This window comes from Pseudomonas allokribbensis, from assembly GCF_014863605.1.
Lineage (GTDB): Bacteria > Pseudomonadota > Gammaproteobacteria > Pseudomonadales > Pseudomonadaceae > Aquipseudomonas > Aquipseudomonas allokribbensis.
Genome location: NZ_CP062252.1, coordinates 621,514 through 643,395 on the forward strand (window position 1 = coordinate 621,514; position 21,882 = coordinate 643,395).

17 protein-coding genes and 2 tRNA genes are annotated in these 21,882 nt (G+C 60.2%); 15 read left to right on the forward strand and 4 right to left on the reverse strand.

Features of this window, described 5'->3' with window-relative positions; all coding sequences use genetic code 11:
* Nucleotides 1-18: 18 nt before the first annotated feature.
* The 7 genes from hfq (at nucleotide 19) to IF199_RS02785 (ending at nucleotide 8,648) form a co-directional block, all read left to right on the forward strand.
* Nucleotides 19-279, forward strand: coding sequence for an RNA chaperone Hfq (gene hfq, locus IF199_RS02755; protein WP_007902656.1), 261 nt, complete (start codon nucleotides 19-21; stop codon nucleotides 277-279).
* A 12-nt stretch (nucleotides 280-291) separates the two neighbouring features.
* Entirely contained in the window at nucleotides 292-1,593 is a 1,302-nt protein-coding gene (gene hflX, locus IF199_RS02760) for a ribosome rescue GTPase HflX (protein WP_096819817.1), read from the forward strand.
* A gap of 96 nt (nucleotides 1,594-1,689) precedes the next feature.
* On the forward strand, nucleotides 1,690-2,859 hold the full coding sequence (gene hflK / locus IF199_RS02765; protein ID WP_085685164.1) for an FtsH protease activity modulator HflK: 1,170 nt from the start codon (nucleotides 1,690-1,692) through the stop codon (nucleotides 2,857-2,859).
* Complete coding sequence (gene hflC / locus IF199_RS02770; protein ID WP_007950723.1) at nucleotides 2,859-3,728, forward strand: protease modulator HflC; 870 nt, start codon at nucleotides 2,859-2,861, stop codon at nucleotides 3,726-3,728. The genes hflK and hflC overlap by 1 nt, the downstream gene beginning before the upstream one ends.
* Before the next feature lie 313 nt (nucleotides 3,729-4,041).
* Nucleotides 4,042-5,229: an ATP phosphoribosyltransferase regulatory subunit gene (locus IF199_RS02775; RefSeq protein ID WP_085746509.1), complete on the forward strand. Its 1,188-nt coding sequence runs from the start codon at nucleotides 4,042-4,044 to the stop codon at nucleotides 5,227-5,229.
* A 54-nt stretch (nucleotides 5,230-5,283) separates the two neighbouring features.
* Nucleotides 5,284-6,573 (forward strand): adenylosuccinate synthase, encoded by a 1,290-nt coding sequence (locus tag IF199_RS02780; RefSeq protein ID WP_085711159.1) that lies wholly within the window; start codon nucleotides 5,284-5,286, stop codon nucleotides 6,571-6,573.
* 140 nt (nucleotides 6,574-6,713) lie between these two features.
* A complete protein-coding gene (locus IF199_RS02785; protein ID WP_192559630.1) occupies nucleotides 6,714-8,648 on the forward strand; it encodes a methyl-accepting chemotaxis protein in 1,935 nt (644 codons plus the stop codon).
* Nucleotides 8,649-8,688: 40 nt separating this feature from the next.
* On the opposite strand, the gene IF199_RS02790 is transcribed toward IF199_RS02785, so the two are convergent.
* From IF199_RS02790 to IF199_RS02805, 4 genes are all read right to left on the reverse strand, one after another.
* Entirely contained in the window at nucleotides 8,689-10,254 is a 1,566-nt protein-coding gene (locus IF199_RS02790) for an ABC transporter permease (protein ID WP_096819815.1), read from the reverse strand.
* Nucleotides 10,254-11,264, reverse strand: a complete 1,011-nt coding sequence (locus IF199_RS02795; protein ID WP_096819814.1) for an iron ABC transporter substrate-binding protein — start codon at nucleotides 11,262-11,264, stop codon at nucleotides 10,254-10,256. The genes IF199_RS02790 and IF199_RS02795 overlap by 1 nt, the downstream gene beginning before the upstream one ends.
* Nucleotides 11,265-11,456: 192 nt before the next feature.
* Nucleotides 11,457-11,543, reverse strand: a tRNA-Leu gene (locus IF199_RS02800).
* A 180-nt stretch (nucleotides 11,544-11,723) separates the two neighbouring features.
* Nucleotides 11,724-11,810: transfer RNA gene (locus IF199_RS02805), tRNA-Leu, on the reverse strand.
* A 226-nt stretch (nucleotides 11,811-12,036) separates the two neighbouring features.
* On the opposite strand from IF199_RS02805, the gene rnr reads away from it, so the two are divergent.
* The 8 genes from rnr (at nucleotide 12,037) to IF199_RS02845 (ending at nucleotide 21,764) form a co-directional block, all read left to right on the forward strand.
* On the forward strand, nucleotides 12,037-14,667 hold the full coding sequence (gene rnr, locus IF199_RS02810; protein ID WP_192559631.1) for a ribonuclease R: 2,631 nt from the start codon (nucleotides 12,037-12,039) through the stop codon (nucleotides 14,665-14,667).
* Nucleotides 14,664-15,431: a 23S rRNA (guanosine(2251)-2'-O)-methyltransferase RlmB gene (rlmB, locus tag IF199_RS02815; protein ID WP_096819812.1), complete on the forward strand. Its 768-nt coding sequence runs from the start codon at nucleotides 14,664-14,666 to the stop codon at nucleotides 15,429-15,431. The genes rnr and rlmB overlap by 4 nt, the downstream gene beginning before the upstream one ends.
* 309 nt (nucleotides 15,432-15,740) lie before the next feature.
* A complete protein-coding gene (gene rpsF, locus IF199_RS02820) occupies nucleotides 15,741-16,169 on the forward strand; it encodes a 30S ribosomal protein S6 (RefSeq protein ID WP_007950702.1) in 429 nt (142 codons plus the stop codon).
* 28 nt (nucleotides 16,170-16,197) lie between these two features.
* Nucleotides 16,198-16,428 carry a 30S ribosomal protein S18 gene (gene rpsR, locus IF199_RS02825; RefSeq protein ID WP_002551829.1) on the forward strand — a complete coding sequence of 77 codons (231 nt, stop codon included), beginning with the start codon at nucleotides 16,198-16,200 and terminating at the stop codon, nucleotides 16,426-16,428.
* Nucleotides 16,429-16,465: 37 nt separating this feature from the next.
* Complete coding sequence (locus IF199_RS02830; protein ID WP_096819811.1) at nucleotides 16,466-17,356, forward strand: YybS family protein; 891 nt, start codon at nucleotides 16,466-16,468, stop codon at nucleotides 17,354-17,356.
* 19 nt (nucleotides 17,357-17,375) lie between these two features.
* Entirely contained in the window at nucleotides 17,376-17,822 is a 447-nt protein-coding gene (gene rplI / locus IF199_RS02835) for a 50S ribosomal protein L9 (RefSeq protein WP_008078307.1), read from the forward strand.
* A 119-nt stretch (nucleotides 17,823-17,941) separates the two neighbouring features.
* Complete coding sequence (dnaB, locus tag IF199_RS02840) at nucleotides 17,942-19,339, forward strand: replicative DNA helicase (protein WP_096819810.1); 1,398 nt, start codon at nucleotides 17,942-17,944, stop codon at nucleotides 19,337-19,339.
* 112 nt (nucleotides 19,340-19,451) lie between these two features.
* A complete protein-coding gene (locus tag IF199_RS02845; RefSeq protein WP_096819809.1) occupies nucleotides 19,452-21,764 on the forward strand; it encodes a YgiQ family radical SAM protein in 2,313 nt (770 codons plus the stop codon).
* Nucleotides 21,765-21,882 lie beyond the last annotated feature (118 nt).

Consider the following 21,882-nt stretch of genomic DNA (forward strand, 5'->3'; position numbering starts at 1 on the left):
CTTAAAGGAGTGCGGCACATGTCAAAAGGGCATTCGCTACAAGACCCTTACTTGAATACTTTACGTAAAGAGAAAGTTGGGGTTTCCATCTACCTGGTCAACGGTATCAAACTGCAAGGCACGATCGAGTCGTTCGACCAGTTCGTTATCCTGCTGAAGAACACCGTCAGCCAGATGGTTTACAAACACGCTATCTCTACAGTCGTGCCGGTTCGTCCAATTCGTCTGCCAAGCGCAACCGAATCCGAAGCAGGTGACGCTGAGCCAGGTAACGCCTGATAGGAGTCTCCTTTGTTCTTTGAGCGCCACGGTGGTGGTGAGCGAGTGATCCTCGTTCACTTGGATGGACAGGACCCTGAGGCGCGCGAAGATCCGCAGGAGTTTCAGGAGTTGGCAAATTCGGCCGGCGCCGAGACCGTTGCGTTTTTTAACGTGCCGCGTCATCGGCCAACGGCCAAATTCCTGATTGGCAGCGGCAAGGTCGAGGAACTGCGCGACCTGGTCCACGCCGAAGAAGCCGATCTGGTGATCTTCAATCACGTCCTCACGCCCAGTCAGGAACGTAACCTCGAACGTGTTTTCGAGTGTCGCGTGATCGACCGTACCGGTCTGATTCTCGATATTTTCGCCCAGCGCGCCCGTACCCATGAAGGCAAGCTCCAGGTCGAACTGGCCCAGCTTGACCACATGAGCACCCGGCTCGTTCGCGGCTGGACTCACCTTGAGCGTCAGGGTGGTGGTATCGGCATGCGCGGTCCGGGTGAAACGCAGCTCGAAACCGACCGGCGACTGCTGCGGGTTCGCCTGCGCCAGATCAAGGGGCGGCTGGAAAAAGTGCGCAGCCAGCGCGAACAGTCGCGTCGCGGCCGCTCGCGTGCGGATATCCCAACCGTGTCTCTGGTGGGCTATACCAACGCCGGCAAGTCCACGCTCTTCAATAACGTGACGAAATCCGACGTGTACGCGGCGGACCAGTTGTTCGCCACGCTGGACCCGACCCTGCGCCGTCTGGAACTGGACGACCTGGGGCCGATTGTCCTGGCCGACACCGTGGGTTTCATTCGTCATTTGCCGCACAAGCTGGTCGAGGCATTTCGGTCTACGCTCGAAGAGTCGAGCAATTCCGACCTGCTGTTGCACGTGATCGATGCGGCCGAACCGGATCGCATGTTGCAGATCGAGCAGGTGATGGTGGTGCTGGGCGAGATTGGTGCCCAGGACTTGCCGATCCTCGAGGTCTATAACAAACTCGATTTGCTTGAAGGCGTTGAGCCACAAATCCAGCGCGACGAAAACGGCAGGCCTCAACGGGTCTGGCTGTCGGCGCGGGATGGCACTGGTCTGGAATTGCTTGAGCAAGCCATTGCCGAATTGCTGGGCAGTGATTTGTTTGTCGGAACCTTGCGTTTGCCCCAGCGGTTTGCGCGTCTGCGTGCACAGTTCTTCGAGCTGGGCGCGGTACAGAAAGAAGAATACGACGAAGAAGGTGTCAGCTTGCTGGCCATTCGATTGCCACGCTCGGAGCTCAATCGACTGGTCAGTCGTGAAGGCGTTGTGCCGACGGAGTTCATCGAGCAACACACTTTGCAATAAAAGCCTGAAAAAGCGGTTGTGCCGCAACGGCAGGCATTCTGTAGCATTGGTCGGCGCGCCGTGGGTGCGTCTTTGCTTTATCAGATGGAGAGCGCTATGGCTTGGAATGAGCCGGGTGGCAACTCGAACAATCAGGATCCTTGGGGTGGCAAGCGCCGCAATAACGGCGACCGCAAGGGACCACCAGATCTCGACGAGGCCTTCCGAAAGCTGCAGGAAAGCCTGAACGGGTTGTTCGGTGGTGGTAAGAAACGGGGTGATGATGGCGGTGGTTCGGGCAAGAGTGGCGGCTTCGGCGGCCTGCTCGGCATCGGCCTCGTCGTGCTGGCGGCCGTGTGGCTGTACAGCGCGGTGTACGTGGTGGACGAGCAGGAGCAAGCCGTGGTGCTGCGCTTCGGCAAGTACTACGAGACCGTCGGCCCGGGCCTGAACATCTATTTCCCGCCGATCGACAAGAAGTACATGGAAAACGTCACGCGTGAGCGTGCCTACACCAAGCAGGGCCAGATGCTGACCGAAGACGAAAACATCGTCGAAGTGCCGCTGACCGTGCAGTACAAGATCAGCAACCTGCAGGACTTCGTGCTGAACGTCGACCAGCCGGAAATCAGCCTGCAACATGCGACCGACAGTGCGCTGCGCCATGTGGTGGGTTCCACCGCGATGGACCAGGTGCTGACCGAAGGTCGTGAGCTGATGGCCAGCGAGATCAAGGAGCGTCTGCAACGTTTCCTCGATACCTATCGCACCGGTATCACCGTCACCCAGGTCAACGTACAGAGCGCAGCCGCACCGCGTGAAGTGCAGGAAGCCTTCGATGACGTGATCCGCGCCCGTGAAGACGAGCAGCGTTCGCGCAACCAAGCTGAAACCTACGCCAATGGCGTGGTGCCGGAAGCCCGTGGTCAGGCCCAGCGCATCCTCGAAGATGCCAACGGCTACCGCGACGAAACGGTCTCGCGCGCCAAGGGTGAGGCTGATCGCTTCACCAAGCTGGTTGCCGAGTATCGCAAGGCGCCCGAGGTCACGCGTCAGCGTCTGTACCTGGACACCATGCAGGAAGTCTTCAGCAGCACCAGCAAGGTACTCGTGACCGGCAACAAGAACGGCCAGAGCAACCTGCTTTACCTGCCGCTGGACAAAATGATTCAGAACAGTTCGGGCAGCAATGCACCGGTCACCGGCTCGGCTGCCGCCAGCAACAACACGGACGTCACGCCGCATGTCACTGACCTGCCGCAGTCGCGCACAAGGGAGACCCGCTGATGAGCAATAAATCGCTGATCGCCCTGATCGTTGGCGTTGTTGTGGTACTGGTTGGCTGGAACTGCTTCTACATCGTGGCTCAGACCGAGCGTGCGGTGTTGCTGCAGTTCGGTCGCGTGGTTCAGGCCGATGTTCAGCCTGGTCTGCATGTGAAGGTGCCTTACGTTAACCAGGTGCGTAAATTCGACGCACGTCTGATGACGCTGGATGCACCGACACAACGCTTCCTGACGCTGGAAAAGAAAGCCGTGATGGTCGATGCCTACGCCAAGTGGCGCGTGAAGGATGCCGAGCGCTTCTACACCGCGACTTCCGGCCTCAAGCAGATCGCCGACGAGCGTCTGTCCCGTCGTCTGGAATCGGGCCTGCGTGACCAGTTCGGTAAACGTACCCTGCACGAAGTGGTATCCGGTGAGCGCGATGCGCTGATGGCCGATATCACGGCGTCGTTGAACAAGATGGCGGAAAAAGAGCTGGGTATCGAAGTGGTCGATGTCCGGGTCAAGGCCATCGATCTGCCGAAAGAAGTGAACCGCAGTGTGTTCGAACGTATGAGCACCGAGCGTGAGCGTGAAGCTCGCGAGCACCGCGCCAAGGGTAACGAGCTTGCCGAAGGCATCCGTGCCGACGCCGATCGTCAACGCCGCGTGCTGCTGGCTGAAGCCTATCGTGAATCCGAAGAGATTCGCGGTGACGGTGACGCCCAGGCCGCTGCGATCTACTCCAAGGCCTACGGTCAGGATCAGGAGTTCTACGGTTTCTACCGTAGCCTGCGTGCCTACCGTGAAAGCTTCGCGAACAAATCCGACGTCCTGGTCCTCGACCCAAGCAGCGACTTCTTCCGTTACCTGGAAAAGTCCAAGCCTTGATACGACGTTGACCTGAATCATTCCGCCCGGCGGCTAAAACCTCGGGCGGGGTGATCCTTTGGGAAAACGTGTGTATGATGCGGCAGCCGGGAAATTCCCGGCTTTTTTGCGTCTGCACGTTTGATTGCTGTTTTTGTTGCAGAAGATCGGGTTGAATGACCCGACAGTTTTTCGAGGAAAGTGATGGGCGAAGCCGGTAACAGGCCTTTCGCCGCGTCGTTCATGCGCGTGCGTTTTGAACGGGCCGGTCATTTTCTGCTTCACTCAAGGCTCGCCCTCGGGCTGGCCGCCCGGATCTAAGGGGAATGGCGTAATGGCAACGGTAGACCGCTGGCTGCTGCCAGATGGCATCGAAGAAGTACTGCCACCGGAAGCGGCGCGCATTGAAGTCGCGCGTCGTCAGGTGTTGGATCTGTTCCAGAGCTGGGGTTACGAGTTTGTCGTGACTCCCCATATCGAGTACCTGGAATCCCTGCTGACCGGCGCGGGCCAGGACCTGGATCTGCGTACCTTCAAGGTCATCGACCCGCAATCGGGCCGGCAGATGGGGTTCCGTGCCGACATCACGCCGCAAGTGGCGCGCATCGATGCGCACACCCTGCGTCGCGAAGGCCCGAGCCGTCTGTGCTACGCCGGCAGCGTGCTGCATGCCCAGCCGCGTGCCTTGTCGTCCTCGCGCAGCCCGATCCAGTTGGGCGCCGAGTTGTACGGCGATGCCAGTCCGAGCAGCGACGTTGAAGTCATCAGCCTGATGCTGGCCATGCTGCAACTGGCCGATGTGCCGGATGTGCACATGGACCTGGGGCATGTCGGCATCTACCGCGGTCTAGCCCAGGCGGCCGGTCTGTCGGGTGAGGTCGAGCAGCAGTTGTTCGATGCGTTGCAACGCAAGGCCATCGACGAGGTCATTACCTTGACCGAAGGCCTGCCGGCCGATCTGTCCGGCATGCTGCGTGCGCTGGTCGATCTGTGCGGCGGCCGTGAAGTATTGAGCGCTGCCCGTGAGCGTCTGGCCAATGCGCCGGCGCCGGTACTGGCCGCGCTGGAAGATTTGCTGGCGATCGCCGAGCGGCTGTCGGCGCGCTTCCCGGAGCTGCCGCTGTACTTCGATCTGGGCGAGTTGCGCGGTTACCACTACCACACGGGTGTGGTGTTCGCGGTGTTCGTGCCGGGTGTTGGCCAGTCCATCGCTCAGGGCGGTCGTTACGACGACATCGGCGCCGACTTCGGTCGCGCCCGTCCGGCCACCGGCTTTTCCACCGATTTGAAAACCCTGGTGACCCTGGGGCGTGCTGAGATCGAGCTACCGTCTGGCGGTATCTGGATGCCTGACAGTACGGATGCGGCACTCTGGCAGCAGGTTTGCCAGTTGCGCAGTGAGGGTCAGCGTGTCGTTCAGGCGTTGCCTGGACAACCTTTGGCCGCCGCCCGTGATGCGGACTGCGACCGGCAATTGATCCAGCAGAACGGGCTTTGGCAAGTATCGCCACTGGCTTCTTGAGTTTTCCTGCCGGCCACCGCCGGCACCAAGTTTGCGCGAATGAGGACAAGTGTTATGGGTAAGAATGTCGTAGTCCTGGGCACCCAATGGGGTGATGAGGGCAAAGGCAAGATCGTTGATCTGCTGACCGAACATGCTGCCGCCGTAGTGCGCTACCAAGGTGGCCACAACGCTGGCCACACGCTGGTGATCGACGGTGAAAAAACCGTCCTGCACCTGATCCCGTCGGGCGTGCTGCGCGAAGGCGTGCAGTGCCTGATCGGCAACGGCGTGGTGGTTGCACCCGACGCCCTGCTGCGCGAGATCACCAAGCTGGAAGAGAAAGGCGTACCGGTGCGCGAGCGCCTGCGTATCAGCCCGTCCTGCCCGCTGATCCTGTCCTTCCACGTGGCGCTGGACCAGGCCCGTGAAAAGGCCCGTGGCGAGCTGAAGATCGGTACGACCGGTCGCGGCATCGGCCCGGCGTACGAAGACAAGGTTGCACGTCGTGGCCTGCGTGTTGGCGATCTGCTCAACATGCCGCGCTTTGAAGACAAGCTGCGTGAACTGGTGGACTACCACAACTTCATGCTGGTTGGTTACTACAAAGAGCCTGCCATCGAGTTCGAAAAGACCCTGGCCGAGTGCAAGGAATACGCCGAGCTGCTCAAGCCGCTGATGCTGGACGTCACTGCCGAGCTGCACGACCTGCGTCGCGCCGGCAAAGACATCATGTTCGAAGGCGCCCAAGGTTCGTTGCTCGACATCGACCACGGTACCTACCCGTACGTGACCAGCTCCAACACCACCGCTGGTGGCGTGGCGACCGGCTCGGGCGTTGGCCCGATGTTCCTGGACTACATCCTGGGCATCACCAAGGCTTACACCACTCGCGTAGGTTCGGGTCCATTCCCGACTGAGCTGTTCGACGAAGTGGGCGCACACCTGGCCAAACAAGGTCACGAGTTCGGTGCTACCACCGGCCGTGCCCGTCGTTGCGGCTGGTTCGACGCCGTTATCCTGCGTCGCGCTATCGATGTGAACAGCATCTCGGGCATCTGCCTGACCAAGCTGGACGTACTCGACGGTCTGGAAACCATCAACATCTGCACCGGCTACAAAGACGCGCAAGGCAACGCTGTTGCGCCGACTGACGCTGATAGCTACGTGGGCCTGCAGCCTGTGTACGAAGAAGTGCCGGGCTGGACCGAGTCGACCGTGGGTGCCAAGACCCTGGAAGAGCTGCCGGCCAACGCTCGTGCCTACATCAAACGCGTTGAAGAGTTGATCGGCGCGCCGATCGACATTATTTCGACGGGCCCGGACCGCAACGAAACCATCGTTCTGCGTCATCCGTTCGCTTGATAAGTCGTTGATGTAAAAACACAAAGGCCCCTTCATCGGGGCCTTTGTCGTTTATGCCTGTTGGACGGCATGACCTTTGCTGTGAATCTGTCTACAAGAGTGCCATCAAATTAATGGCGTCAGAAGTAGAGGGATTCACAGTGTCGGCCGTTCTCTCACTGTTACAAAGCCGTTTGTTGCGGCCCGTATTCGTTACCCTTGGTATCGCCCTTTTGGTGCAAGTGTTGGTGGCCGTCGCCCTGACGCGGAGCACCGTCACCGCGCTGGAAGCCGATCTCGGTGCTCGCCTGGGCGTCGATAGCCAGAAGCTGTCTGGTGAGTTGGAGCAGGCCGGGCGGGAAGTCACGTCGAGCCTCGATACGCTATCCACCAATACTCGTCAGCGGCTGACTGCCGGCCTGTCCTCGCGTCTGAAGGACGAGCAGGCACAACTGCGTGCGACCCTGGAGAAAGACCTGAAGGATTCGGCCAACGACATGGCCCAGTTGCTCGCCTCCGTAGCGCCTCGCGCCATGTGGGACAGCGACGTGCCGACCCTGTCCGAATTCGCCCGCCGAGCCCAGCGCAATCCCAACGTGTTGTTCGTGGTTTACGACGACGCCACCGGCCAGCATCTGACCCGCTATCTCAACCGCGAAAACCCGATCAACAAGGCCCTTTTGGAAAAAGGCCAAGGTGAGCGGGCGCTGGATAAAGTGCTGGATGCGGCGAAGAACGATCCCTCGGTCTATTACCTCGAAGCGTCGATCAATCCCAACGGAGTCGAAATCGGCAAGGTGCTGATGGGCGTCTCGACGGCCTCGGTGGATACCGATCTGGCGGCACTCGATCAACGCTTCTCGGCGCTGATCGCCAGCAGCGATCAACTGGTCGGCGACAGCCTCAAGGGTGCTGCTGCCGACAGTGCCACCGCCATGCGCGCGCGCCTGCAATCGGCGCAGTCCACGGCTGCCGAGATGAAAGCCAACACGACCAGCACCGTACAGGACGCCGCCGCGACGCTGCGCTGGCGCATCGGCATGGGCCTGGCGCTGGTCGGTGCCGGCGTGCTGTTGCTGCTGGCCGTTGTACTCGGTCACCGTGTGGTCAACCGCTTGAAGATGCTCAACGCCGCCATGGATGATCTCGCGGCGGGTGAGGGCGATCTGACCAAGCGTGTGCAGATCAACAGCAAAGACGAAATCGGCGACATGGCTTCGGCGGTCAACCGCTTTGTGGATAAGTTGCAACCGATCGTGCGCGAGGCCGGGGATGTGGCTCAGCGTACCGGTGTGGAAATCGGCGCGATGACGTTGCGCAATGCCGGTGCCGACGCGGCGGCCGGGATGCAGCGTGATGAAGTCGCCGAAAGTCTGCGGGCACTGTCGCAAATGGCCGATGAGGCGCAGTCGGAAAGCCATGCGATGCAGGCGGCGCTGAAGCAGGTGGTGGATATTCGTCAGGCTACCGACGAGAACACCCGCACGTCGGCCAAGGTCGGCAGCCTGATCGAGGCGCTGGCAGGGCAGGTTGATACCGGCGCGAAAGTCATCGAGCGCCTGGCGCAGCAAAGTGAGCAGATCGAAGTGGTGTTGACCGTGATTCACGGCATCGCCGAGCAGACCAACCTGCTGGCGCTCAACGCCGCCATCGAAGCGGCCAGGGCTGGTGAAACGGGGCGAGGGTTTGCGGTGGTGGCGGATGAAGTCCGTGCGCTGGCGAGCAAGACCCAAAGCTCCACTGGCGACATCCAGGCGCACATCGTGGCCTTGCAGCAGGGCGCCCGTGAGGCCGTTGAGGCGATCGGTCAGGCCGGACGTCAGGCCAGCGAAGGTTTGCTGGTGCTGCGTGACAGCGCGCGACTGCAGCAGTCGGTGCAGGCGTCGGTCGAGCAGGTGCATGCGGCGATTGGTCTGGCGACTCAGGCCGCGGCGCATCAGGCGCAAGGCGCGCAGGCTGTGCGTGGGCGCGTCGAGACGATTCATGCCCAGGCCGAGAAAGCCGCTCAGGCGGTGGTCGAGACAACGGCCAGCGGCAAGGTGCTGGATGGACTGGCGGCGCAGCTCAAGGCCAGTCTGGGGCAGTTCCGGGCCTGATAGTGCAGGCAAAAAAATCGCAGCTTCGGCTGCGATTTTTTTATCGGCTCAAATACATTCGGGTCGTCAGCAGATACACGGGCAAGCCCGACACCACAATCAACAACGCCGCATAAGGCGCTGCCGCGGCAAATTCGACGTTCGCGGTGTGTGCCCAGACTTCGGTCGCCAAGGTGTTGAGCCCGGTCGGACTCAGCAGTAGCGTCGCCGTCAGTTCCTTCATGGCATCCAGAAACACCAGCGCAAACGCCGCGCCCAGTGCCGGGAAGATGATCGGTAAAGTCACGCGGCAGAACGCGGTGAACGAAGACGCGCCCAGTGTGCGGGCGGCCTCTTCCAGTTGTGGTGCTGCCTTGTTCAGCGCCGTGCGGATCGGCGCTTGAGCCAGTGGCAGAAACAGCAGCGCATAAGCGATCAGCAACAGCGCGGAAGTCTGGTACAGCGCCGGCACGTAATGCAGGGCGAAATACACCAGTGTCAGGGCGATCACCAGCCCCGGCAGCGCGTGCAGCAGATAAGGCAGGCGCTCGGCCCAGATCGCCAATTGGCCTTTGTAACGTACGACCAGCAACCCGACCGGCACCGCCAGCACCAGACACAATCCTGCGCCGCCCAGAGACAGCGCCAATGAAGACAGTAAAGCTTCAGTGATCGCGGCAACCGGGAACGCCGCTGACGATCCCACGGCGAGCCAGTACGCCAGCATCCCCAGTGGAATCCCGCTGCCGACAATCGCCAGCATCAGGCAGTACAGCTGACCCGCAGCGGCCCACGGTCCCAATTGCACTTGCTCGGCGCGACGCGCAGCCCCTTGGCCGGTACGCACATGACGGCCCTTGCCGCGCACCCGCAGTTCCAGCCACAGCAGCATCAGGCACAGCGCCAGCAGCACCGCAGACAGCATCGCCGCGTTGGCATTGCTGAATTCCAGTTCGAATTGCTGATAGATCGCGGTGGTGAAGGTTTGCAGACCGATGATCGACAGTGCGCCGAATTCCACCAGCATGTGCAGCGCAATCAATAATGAGCCCGCCAGCAAAGACGGCCAGAGCAGCGGCAGGGTGACGCGGAAAAACACGCCCCAGCGATTCTGTCCCAGCGTTCGGGCGGACTCTTCAAGGGACGGATCGAGATTGCGCAGCGTGGCTGCCACCGGCAGGAAGATCAGCGGGTATTTAGACAGGCTCATCACCAGAATCGCCCCGCCGAGCCCTTCGAACTGCGCGCTGAGTGAAACCCAGGTAAAGCTGCTGACGAAGGCCGGCACCGCGAATGGCAAGCATAGAATCACGCCCCACAGGCGCCGGCCCGGCAGATTGCTGCGCTCCAGCAACCATGCCAGCGACAGGCCGATCACGCCGCAAGTCACGGTTACGCCGACCATCAGTGCCAGCGTGTTGCGCAGCAGGCCGAACACGTAGGGGCGCCACAGCAAGTGCAGCGCTTCGCTCCAGCCGGCCTGCCAGGCTTTGAGCCCGACGTAGGCCAGCGGCAATAGACTCATGACCACCAGCAACAACACCGGCAGCACCAGCCAGATCGATGGCCGCTTGCGGCGTGGCACGTAACCCCCGCGAGCGGCGGAGGCGGATAGCGATGCGGTCATCAGTTCAGGCCAACTTCGCGTTCCAGGTCCAGCGCTTCTTCGGCATTGCCCAGGTCGGCGGGCGTGACGTCCGGCGCTTCCAGTTCACTGAAAGGCTTGAGGCCGCGATCCGACTCCATGCCTTTGTGCAGCGGATACTCGGCAGTCGTCTGGGTGATCACACGCTGGCCTTCTTCGCTGGCCATGTACGCGAGGAATTGCTGGGCTTCTTTTGGATGCTTGCTGGATTTCAGCACGGCTGCGCTGGAGACGGTAATCAAACCGCCCACATCGCCGCCGGTGAAGTAATGCAGTTTGGAGTCGAGCTTGCCTTTCTCCCGTTGCAGGGCGAACCAGTAGTAGTTGTTCACCAGTACGGTGGCGACTTCGCCGTTTTCCACAGCCTTGAGGGCGACCATGTTGTTGCTGTAGGTTTTGCCGAAGGCGCGCAGGCCGGTCAGCCATTCTTCGGCGGCTTCGCGACCGTGCTTTTTGATGATGGCGACGGCCTGTTCCTGAAACGCGCCGCTGGTGGGCACGAAACCGACCTTGCCTTGCCATTGTGGGTCGGCGAAATCCAGGACCGATTTCGGCAGGTCCTTTTCATCGACCAGTTTCGGGTTGAAAGCCACCACGCGGACCCGGGCGGTGACGCCGATCCAGGTGCCGTTGCCGGCGACGTATTCTTTTGGCAGAACGGCCAGGGTTGCATCGTCGGCCTTGGCCAGCAGGCCTTGTTCGCCGAGGTTGTTCAGCGGTGGGGATTCTTCGGTGTAGATGACGTCGGCGGGGGAGCGGTCGCCTTCTTCGATGATCTGGCTGGCGAGCTGGTTGCTGCTGCCCTTGCGTACATTGACGTGAATGCCGGTCTTGGCTTCGAAGGCTTTGGCGATCGCATCGCCGACTTCCTTGTGTTGACCGTTGTAGAGCGTCAGGGAAACCGCGTCGGCAGCCTGGGTGAGGGGAGTGGCGAGTGCCAGGCCGAGCAGGGTGAAGGTCAAGCCGCGGCGCAGGGTATTTCGAAACATCATTCGCAGGGTTCCTCACTGTCGCATTGCAAAAACTTGCAACAATGATAAACGATATCGTTTCTCAAATGCTCCTTGCGGGGAGAGGGTGTGTCTGGTAGGCGCTGTGTCTCGGGCCTTTCCAAACCCCGGAAACGCAAAAACCCGCTTTCGCGGGTTTTTGTGAGATTCAAGATCGTGACCTTGAATTTGAATTGGTGCCCAGAAGAAGACTCGAACTTCCACGACCGTAAGGTCACCAGCACCTGAAGCTGGCGTGTCTACCAATTTCACCATCTGGGCTTCATCTTCAGCGTTGCCGCTGTTGATGTGGCGCACTATACGGAGCGTCTTTTGATCTGTAAACCCCTGATTTGATTTTAATAAATCAGTTTTAAGAAAATGACGGCTTAGAATGCAAAAAACCCGCTTTCGCGGGTTTTTGTGTGAGTCTTGAAACTGATCTAGTCTCAAACTCGAAATTGGTGCCCAGAAGAAGACTCGAACTTCCACGACCGTAAGGTCACCAGCACCTGAAGCTGGCGTGTCTACCAATTTCACCATCTGGGCATCTCGGCAACGTGTGTACGTCGTCGATGGCGCGCACTATACGGAGCGTCTTTTTAACTGTAAACCCCTGCCAGCAAAAAAAAATGGTTTTTTTTACCAGCGGTGTTCAAAACGCCTTTCAGACGTCGATACAAGGCTCAAGACGCGCCTTATAGAGTCGGAAATTTCCCGTTTGATGGCGCCTATGCCAAACTAACCCGCATATAGACAAGGTGAAAACTCTCTAATGGCCGATTGGCAGTCCCTCGATCCCGAGGCCGCTCGTGAAGCGGAAAAATATGAAAACCCTATTCCCAGCCGCGAACTGATCCTTCAGCACCTTGCTGATCGGGGTTCGCCTGCTGCCCGCGAGCAACTGGTCGAAGAATTTGGTCTGACCACAGAAGACCAGATCGAAGCCCTGCGCCGCCGCCTGCGCGCCATGGAGCGCGACGCTCAACTGATCTACACCCGTCGTGGCACTTATGCGCCGGTGGACAAGCTCGACCTGATCCTCGGTCGCATCAGCGGTCACCGCGACGGCTTCGGCTTCCTGGTGCCGGATGACGGTTCCGACGACTTGTTCATGAGCCCGGCGCAAATGCGCCTGGTGTTCGATGGCGACCGTGCCCTGGCCCGTGTTTCCGGCCTGGACCGTCGCGGTCGCCGCGAAGGCGTGATTGTCGAAGTGGTGTCCCGTGCCCACGAAAGCATCGTCGGCCGCTATTTCGAAGAAGGCGGTATCGGCTTTGTTGTCGCGGACAACCCGAAGATCCAGCAGGAAGTGCTGGTCACCCCGGGCCGCAACGCCAATGCCCAGATCGGTCAGTTCGTCGAGGTGAAAATCACCCACTGGCCGACTCCGCGCTTCCAGCCGCAAGGCGATGTGGTCGAAGTCGTCGGCAACTACATGGCGCCGGGCATGGAAATCGATGTCGCCCTGCGCACCTACGACATTCCGCACGTCTGGCCTGAGGCCGTTCTGAAGGAAGCCGGCAAGCTCAAGCCGGAAGTCGAAGAGAAAGATAAAGAGAAACGCGTCGACCTGCGTCATCTGCCGTTCGTCACCATCGACGGCGAAGATGCCCGCGACTTCGATGACGCGGTCTACTGCGAATCCAAGCCAGGCAAGCTGCGCCTGTTCTCCGGCGGCTGGAAGTTGTACGTGGCGATTGCCGACGTTTCCAGCTACGTGAAGATCGGTTCGGCCCTGGACAACGAAGCCCAGGTGCGCGGCAACTCGGTGTACTTCCCCGAGCGCGTGGTGCCGATGCTGCCGGAGCAGCTCTCCAACGGCCTGTGCTCGCTGAACCCGCACGTCGATCGTCTGGCCATGGTTTGCGAGATGACCATCTCCAAATCCGGCGAAATGACCGACTACTGCTTCTATGAGGCGGTGATCCACTCCCACGCCCGTCTGACCTACAACAAGGTCAGCGCGATGCTGGAAACGCCGAAGGCTACCGAAGGGCGCAAGCTTCGCGGTGAATACACCGACGTCCTGCCGCACCTGAAACAGCTCTACGCGCTGTACAAGGTATTGCTGGCTGCCCGTCACGTCCGTGGCGCGATCGATTTCGAAACGCAGGAAACCCGGATCATCTTCGGTTCCGAGCGCAAGATTGCCGAAATCCGCCCGACCACCCGTAACGATGCTCACAAGCTGATCGAGGAATGCATGTTGGCGGCCAACGTGGCCACCGCCGAATTCCTGAAAAAGCACGAAATCCCTGCGTTGTACCGTGTCCACGACGGTCCGCCACCGGAGCGTCTGGAAAAACTGCGTGCATTCCTCGGCGAGCTTGGTCTGTCCCTGCACAAAGGCAAGGACGGCCCGTCGCCGAAGGACTATCAGGCCCTGTTGGCCAGCATCAAGGACCGTCCGGATTTCCACCTGATCCAGACCGTGATGCTGCGCTCTCTGAGCCAGGCGGTGTACAGCGCCGAGAACGACGGCCACTTCGGCCTGAATTACGAAGCCTATACCCACTTCACCTCGCCGATCCGCCGTTACCCGGACTTGCTCACGCACCGGGCGATCCGCAGCGTGATCCATTCGAAACAGGACACCCCGCACGTTCGCCGTGCCGGCGCGATGACCATTCCGAAGGCGCGCATCTATCCGTACGACGAGGCGGCCCTGGAACAGCTCGGCGAGCAGTGCTCGATGAGCGAGCGCCGTGCCGACGAAGCAACCCGCGACGTGGTGAACTGGCTCAAGTGCGAGTTCATGAAAGACCGCGTGGGCGAGTCGTTCCCGGGCGTGATCACTGCCGTGACCGGTTTCGGCCTGTTCGTCGAGCTGACCGATATCTACGTCGAAGGTCTGGTGCACGTTACGGCGCTGCCGGGCGATTACTACCACTTCGATCCTGTGCATCACCGCTTGGCGGGCGAGCGCACCGGTCGCAGCTTCCGTCTTGGTGATACCGTTGAAGTGCGGGTCATGCGCGTCGATCTCGACGAGCGCAAGATCGACTTCGAGATGGCCGAAAAAACCATCAGCGCGCCAATCGGCCGCAAGAAGCGTGGCACCGAAACTGCTGCTCCAGCGGCCAAGGCTGTGGAAGAAAAGGCTCCGGCAAAAACCGCCAGTCGTCGTCCGGCCAAGGAAAAGGTGGCCGAGGCTTATCGCCCGAGCGATGCCGTGGCGAAAAACGCCGAATTGCGCAAAAGCCGTGAAATGAAGAAGGCCTTGCTGGCCGACGCCAAAAACGGTGGTAAAGCGGCGTCCGGGGGAAAGACCGGGCGGTCGGCGCCTGAAAAGGCCACCGGCGGCAAACCAGCCAAACCGAGCAAACACCGCAAGGGCCCGCCAAAAGCGGGTTCCGCTCCAGCCAGAAGCGGCGGGGCACGTAAACCGAAGGCGAAGTCATGAGTCAGTTGGAAAAAATCTACGGCGTTCACGCGGTAGAAGCGTTGCTGCGTCACCACCCTAAGCGCGTCAAGCAGATCTGGCTGGCTGAAAGCCGCAACGATCCGCGGGTGCAGACGCTGATCGAGCTGGCCAACGAAAACCGGGTCCAGATCGGTCAGGCCGAGCGCCGTGAAATGGACGCATGGGTCGAAGGCGTGCACCAGGGTGTGGTGGCGGACGTCAGTCCGAGCCAGGTCTGGGGCGAAGCGATGCTCGACGAGTTGCTCGATCGCACCGAAGGCGCGCCGCTGTTGCTGGTGCTCGACGGCGTGACCGATCCGCACAACCTCGGCGCCTGCCTGCGTTCGGCGGACGCTGCCGGTGCGCTGGCGGTTATCGTGCCGAAAGACAAATCGGCCACCCTGACGCCCGTCGTGCGTAAAGTGGCCTGCGGTGCGGCGGAAGTGATTCCGCTGGTGGCCGTCACCAACCTCGCGCGCACCCTGGAAAAGCTCCAGCAGCGCGGGCTGTGGGTTGTCGGCACGGCGGGTGAGGCCGAGGTCAGCATCTACGACCAGGATCTGACCGGCCCGACCATCCTGATCATGGGCGCCGAAGGCAAAGGCATGCGTCGCCTGACTCGTGAACATTGCGACTACCTGGTGAACCTGCCGATGGCCGGTAGCGTCAGCAGTCTCAACGTGTCGGTTGCGACGGGCGTGTGCCTGTTCGAGGCCCAGCGCCAGCGCGGGGCCAAGGCCAAGGCGGCTGCCAAGAAGCCTTAAGCCTTACGCCGTCCAAAGTGTGGGAGCGAGTCTGTTCGCGAAAGCGGAGTTACATTCGGCATCATTGTTGAGTGTTTCACCCAATCGCGAGCAGACTGCGCTCCCGCAGCGTTTTATGGCAGGGCGAAGTTTTGGTGGCTGTTCAAATAATCACCAATTGCCTTGCACCTCTTCTGTCCCTTCTCTACAATTGCGCCCCTTGCTGTGACGGCAGGCACGCATGTGCCCCGCGCCGGCAAGTCCATAAGTGTCATTCACTCCTTGTCTGACCGTTTTTGAGCGGCAGGCTACAACCCGTAAGGAGCATTCATGCGTCATTACGAAATCATCTTTCTGGTCCACCCTGACCAGAGCGAGCAAGTCGGCGGCATGGTTGAGCGTTACACCAAGCTGATCGAAGAAGACGGCGGCAAAATCCACCGTCTGGAAGACTGGGGCCGTCGTCAACTGGCCTACGCAATCAACAATGTTCACAAGGCTCACTACGTGATGCTGAACGTTGAGTGCACCGGCAAGGCTCTGGCCGAGCTGGAAGACAACTTCCGCTACAACGATGCAGTGATCCGTAACCTGGTCATCCGTCGCGACGAAGCCGTTACCGGCCAGTCCGAGATGCTCAAGGCTGAAGAAAACCGCAGTGAGCGCCGTGAGCGTCGCGAACGTCCTGAGCACGATGGCAGCGCCGATGGCGATGACAGCGATAGCGACAGCGACAACAGCGATAACGCTGACGAGTAATCCACGGACCTTTTAAGGAGCCTATCAAATGGCACGTTTCTTCCGTCGTCGTAAATTCTGCCGCTTCACCGCTGAAGACGTGAAGGAGATCGATTACAAAGATCTCAACACTCTGAAAGCCTACGTATCCGAGACCGGCAAAATCGTTCCAAGCCGCATCACCGGTACCAAAGCTCGTTATCAGCGTCAGCTGGCCACCGCTATCAAGCGCGCCCGCTTCCTGGCCCTGCTGGCCTACACCGACAGCCACGGCCGCTGAGACCGGGTAGTCGACAAGTAAGTAAGGGATCGAATGCATGCGTGCCTTAGCTGAATTCATCATGCGGGGGCGTATGCAGGCCACGCTGGTCGTGGCCGGGTCTGCGGCATTGCCGCTGTTGTTCTGGTTGAGTGCCGCTGCAGGTTGCCTTGTGCTCCTGCGGCGCGGTTCGGACGCCTTGAGCGTCCTGGGTGTGGGAGTGTTGTCAGCGTTAGTGAGCTGGCACTACCTGAAAGACCCGACGGCACTGATTGTGTTGCTCGGGACCTGCGGTCTGGCGCTGGTTTTACGCGCCGGTCACACCTGGAATCGCGCGCTGCTGGTCAGCGTGGCCGTGGGATTGTTGATTGCCGTGAGCCTGGGGACTGTATTCAGTTCCTTCACCGAGACTCTGGCGCAGACGTTTGAACAAGTCTTGCCGCTGGCGATGGGTGAGGTCTACGAGAAATTCTCGGCAGATCAGAAGGCAATTCTCACTGCATTGGCGGTCCCACTGTCGATCATTTCGACAGCGGTGTCGTTGCAGGTTTTTAGCGTGCTGTGCCTGATTCTTGGGCGCTACTGGCAGGCGTTGTTGTATAACCCCGGCGGTTTCGGTCGCGAGTTTCGCGCCATCCGACTGCCGAAAAGCGTTGCGCTGTCGCTTCTGGCCGTCATGTGTGTGGCACCGTTCTTCGGTCTGCATGCCTTGGTCCTGTTGCCGTTGTGCAGCGTGCCGCTGTTCTTCGCAGGTCTGGCCTTGGTTCACGGGCTGGTGGCGCAGAAGCGGTTGGCCGGTTTCTGGCTGGTGGGGATATACGTGACGCTCGTGCCTTTCATGCACTTGCTCGGTCCGTTACTGGTGGTCTTGGCCATCGTCGACAGCCTGATTGATTTTCGCGGTCGTCACGTGTCGAAAGACACCGATAGCGCGAACGGTGAAGGTTAAAAGTTAAGAGGATTTTCACATGCAACTGATCCTTCTGGAAAAAGTCACCAACCTGGGCAACCTGGGTGACAAAGTGAACGTTAAGGCCGGTTACGGTCGTAACTACCTGCTGCCTTACGGCAAGGCTACCGCCGCGACCCCAGCAAACATTGCTGCGTTCGAAGAGCGTCGTGCCGAGCTGGAAAAAGCTGCTGCAGACCGTAAAGCATCGGCTGAAAGCCGTGCTGCCCAACTGGCCGAGCTGGAAGTGACCATCACTGCCACCGCTGGCGACGAAGGCAAGCTGTTCGGTTCGATCGGTACTCACGACATCGCTGACGCACTGACCGCCTCCGGCGTTGAAGTTGCGAAAAGCGAAGTTCGTCTGCCGAACGGCACCATCCGCAACGTGGGTGAATTCGACGTGGCTGTGCACCTGCACGCCGAAGTTGAAGCCACCGTACGCGTTGTCGTGGTAGCAGCTTAAGCAACACCTGATCGGCTGGCGGCTTGTCCGTCAGACGGTTAACATCGGGCACGATCCTGTTTACAGGTCGTGCCCTTTGTCTTTCTGTAATCCCTGCTTTTCCTGAATAAAAAGTGGCCATGAACGAAATCTCCGCTCCCGAGCAATACGATCTGCAAACCGCATCCCTGAAGGTGCCGCCGCATTCCATCGAGGCCGAACAGGCTGTACTCGGTGGTCTGATGCTGGACAACAACGCCTGGGAACGCGTGCTTGATCAAGTCTCCGACGGCGATTTCTACCGGCATGACCACCGTCTGATCTTCCGTGCGATCGCCAAACTCGCCGATCAGAACTCGCCGATCGACGTCGTGACCCTTTCCGAGCAACTGGACAAGGAAGGTCAGACTTCGCAAGTCGGTGGTCTTGGGTATCTGGTCGAACTGGCGAAAAACACACCGTCCGTCGCCAACATCAAGGCTTATGCGCAAATCGTCCGCCAGCGTGCAACGTTGCGCCAGTTGATCGGCATCAGCAACGACATCGCCGACGCCGCCTTCAACCCTGAAGGCCGTACCGCCGAAGAGATCCTCGACGAAGCCGAGCGGCAGATCTTCGCAATTGCCGAGGCGCGGCCGAAGACCGGCGGCCCGGTGGGCGTCAACGAGTTGCTGACCAAGGCCATCGACCGCATCGACACCCTGTTCAACACCGCCGACGCGATCACCGGCCTGTCCACTGGCTACACCGACCTCGACGAGAAGACCAGCGGCCTGCAACCGTCCGACCTGATCATCGTCGCCGGCCGTCCGTCGATGGGTAAGACCACCTTCGCGATGAACCTGGTGGAAAACGCCGTGCTACGCAGTGAAAAGGCGGTTCTGGTGTACTCCCTCGAGATGCCAGGCGAATCGCTGATCATGCGTATGCTTTCGTCCCTCGGTCGTATCGACCAGACCAAGGTACGTTCCGGTCAGTTGGAAGACGACGACTGGCCACGCCTGACCTCGGCGGTCAATTTGCTCAACGATCGTAAGCTGTTCATCGATGACACCGCCGGTATCAGCCCGTCGGAGATGCGCGCTCGAACCCGGCGTCTGGTACGCGAGCACGGCGATGTCGGCCTGATCATGATCGACTACCTGCAGCTGATGCAGATTCCCGGCTCCAGCGGTGACAACCGGACCAACGAGATTTCCGAGATCTCCCGATCCCTGAAAGCCCTGGCCAAGGAATTCAACTGCCCGGTGGTTGCCCTGTCGCAGCTCAACCGTTCCCTGGAACAACGTCCCAACAAGCGTCCGGTGAACTCCGACTTGCGGGAATCCGGAGCGATCGAGCAGGACGCCGACGTCATCATGTTCGTGTATCGGGACGAGGTTTATCACCCGGAAACCGAACACAAGGGCATCGCCGAAATCATCATCGGCAAACAGCGGAACGGCCCGATCGGCTTCATCCGCCTGGCCTTCATCGGTAAATACACACGTTTCGAAAACCTTGCGCCGGGCAGCTATAACTTCGACGACGACGAGTAAGCGCTCCGTCGTCTGAGTGCTCCTGATATTTCCGACCACAGCCGTCGGAATTGGTTATTTTTTGTGCTATATTCCGCGCCCGCGATTTTTCACCTCAACACCGGTCATCGACATGCAAGCAGCCAAGCCGTTATTTGACTATCCAAAATACTGGGCCGAATGTTTCGGGCCGGCGCCATTCCTGCCGATGAGCAGGGAGGAGATGGATCAGCTCGGCTGGGATTCCTGCGACATCATCATTGTGACGGGAGATGCCTACGTCGATCACCCGTCGTTCGGCATGGCGATCATCGGCCGGCTGCTGGAGTCGCAAGGCTTCCGCGTCGGGATCATTGCTCAGCCGAACTGGCAGTCCAAAGACGACTTCATGAAGCTCGGCGAGCCGAACCTGTTCTTCGGCGTCGCGGCCGGCAACATGGACTCGATGATCAACCGCTACACCGCGGACAAGAAAATCCGTTCCGACGACGCCTACACCCCGGGTGGCATGGCGGGCAAACGTCCGGATCGCGCGAGCCTGGTCTACAGCCAGCGCTGCAAGGAAGCCTACAAGCACGTGCCGATCGTGCTCGGCGGCATCGAAGCCTCCCTGCGCCGCATCGCCCACTACGACTACTGGCAGGATCGCGTGCGCAACTCGATCCTGATCGACGCCAGCGCCGACATCCTGCTGTACGGCAACGCCGAGCGCGCGATCGTCGAAGTCGCCCAGCGTCTGTCCTACGGTCACAAGATCGAAGACATCACCGATGTGCGTGGCACCGCGTTTATCCGTCGTGACACCCCTGCGGGCTGGTACGAAGTCGACTCCACGCGCATCGACCGTCCGGGCAAGATCGACAAGATCATCAACCCGTACGTCAACACCCAGGACACTCAGGCTTGCGCCATCGAGCAAGAGAAGGGGCCGGTTGAAGATCCGGAAGAAGCCAAGGTCGTGCAGATCCTGGCCAGCCCGAAGATGACGCGCGACAAGACCGTGATCCGCCTGCCGTCGATGGAGAAAGTGCGTGGTGATGCGGTCCTGTACGCTCACGCCAACCGCGTGCTGCACCTGGAAACCAACCCGGGCAACGCCCGTGCCTTGGTGCAAAAACACGGTGAAGTCGACGTCTGGTTCAACCCGCCGCCGATTCCGATGACCACCGAAGAAATGGACTACGTGTTCGGCATGCCTTACGCACGTATCCCGCATCCTGCGTACGGCAAGGAAAAGATCCCGGCCTACGACATGATCCGCTTCTCGGTGAACATCATGCGTGGCTGCTTCGGCGGCTGCACCTTCTGCTCGATCACCGAGCACGAAGGCCGGATCATCCAGAACCGCTCCGAAGAGTCGATCATTCGCGAAATCGAAGAAATACGCGACAAGGTGCCGGGTTTCACCGGCGTCATTTCCGACCTCGGCGGCCCGACCGCGAACATGTACCGCATCGCCTGCAAGAGCCCGGAAATCGAATCCGCGTGCCGCAAGCCGTCCTGCGTGTTCCCGGGCATCTGCCCGAACCTGAACACCGACCACTCGTCGCTGATCCAGCTGTATCGCAGCGCCCGTGCGTTGCCGGGTGTGAAGAAGATCCTGATTGCCTCCGGCCTGCGTTACGACCTCGCGGTCGAGTCGCCGGAGTACGTCAAAGAGCTGGTGACCCACCACGTCGGCGGTTACCTGAAGATCGCCCCGGAACATACCGAGGAAGGTCCGCTCAACCAGATGATGAAACCGGGGATCGGCACCTACGATCGCTTCAAGCGCATGTTCGAGAAGTACACCAAGGAAGCGGGGAAAGAGCAGTACCTGATTCCGTACTTCATCGCCGCGCACCCGGGCACCACCGACGAAGACATGATGAACCTCGCCTTGTGGCTCAAGGGCAACGGCTTCCGTGCCGACCAGGTGCAGGCGTTCTATCCTTCGCCGATGGCCACCGCCACCGCGATGTACCACTCGGGCAAGAACCCGCTGCGCAAGGTCACCTACAAGAGCGACGGCGTGACCATCGTCAAGAGCGAGGAGCAGCGTCGTCTGCACAAGGCGTTCCTGCGTTATCACGACCCGAAAGGCTGGCCGATGCTGCGTGAAGCGCTGATCCGCATGGGCCGCGCCGACCTGATCGGGCCGGGCAAGAACCAGTTGATCCCGACGCATCAGCCGGCCACCGACAGCTACCAGAGTGCCCGTCGCAAGAACTCGACGCCGTCCGGCAGCCATAAAGTGGCGAAGGACGTGAAAGAGAAGACCACCAAGATCCTCACCCAGCACACCGGTCTGCCACCCCGCGCCAGCGATGGCGGCAACCCGTGGGACAAGCGTGAACAGGCCAAGGCTGCGGCATTCGCCCGCAACCAGCAGGCCGCCAAGGAGCGCAAGGACGCGGCGAAAGGCAAGGGGCCGAAGCCTACGAAGAAGCCTGTAGTGCCACGCTGAATCGTTGCTGATGTGAACAGAACGCCAACCTTCGGGTTGGCGTTTTGCGTTGTGCCTCGCAACATTTGCGTGCAACTGTGCCAAACCATTTCACCGCATCGCCCGATTTTGGTGCTGT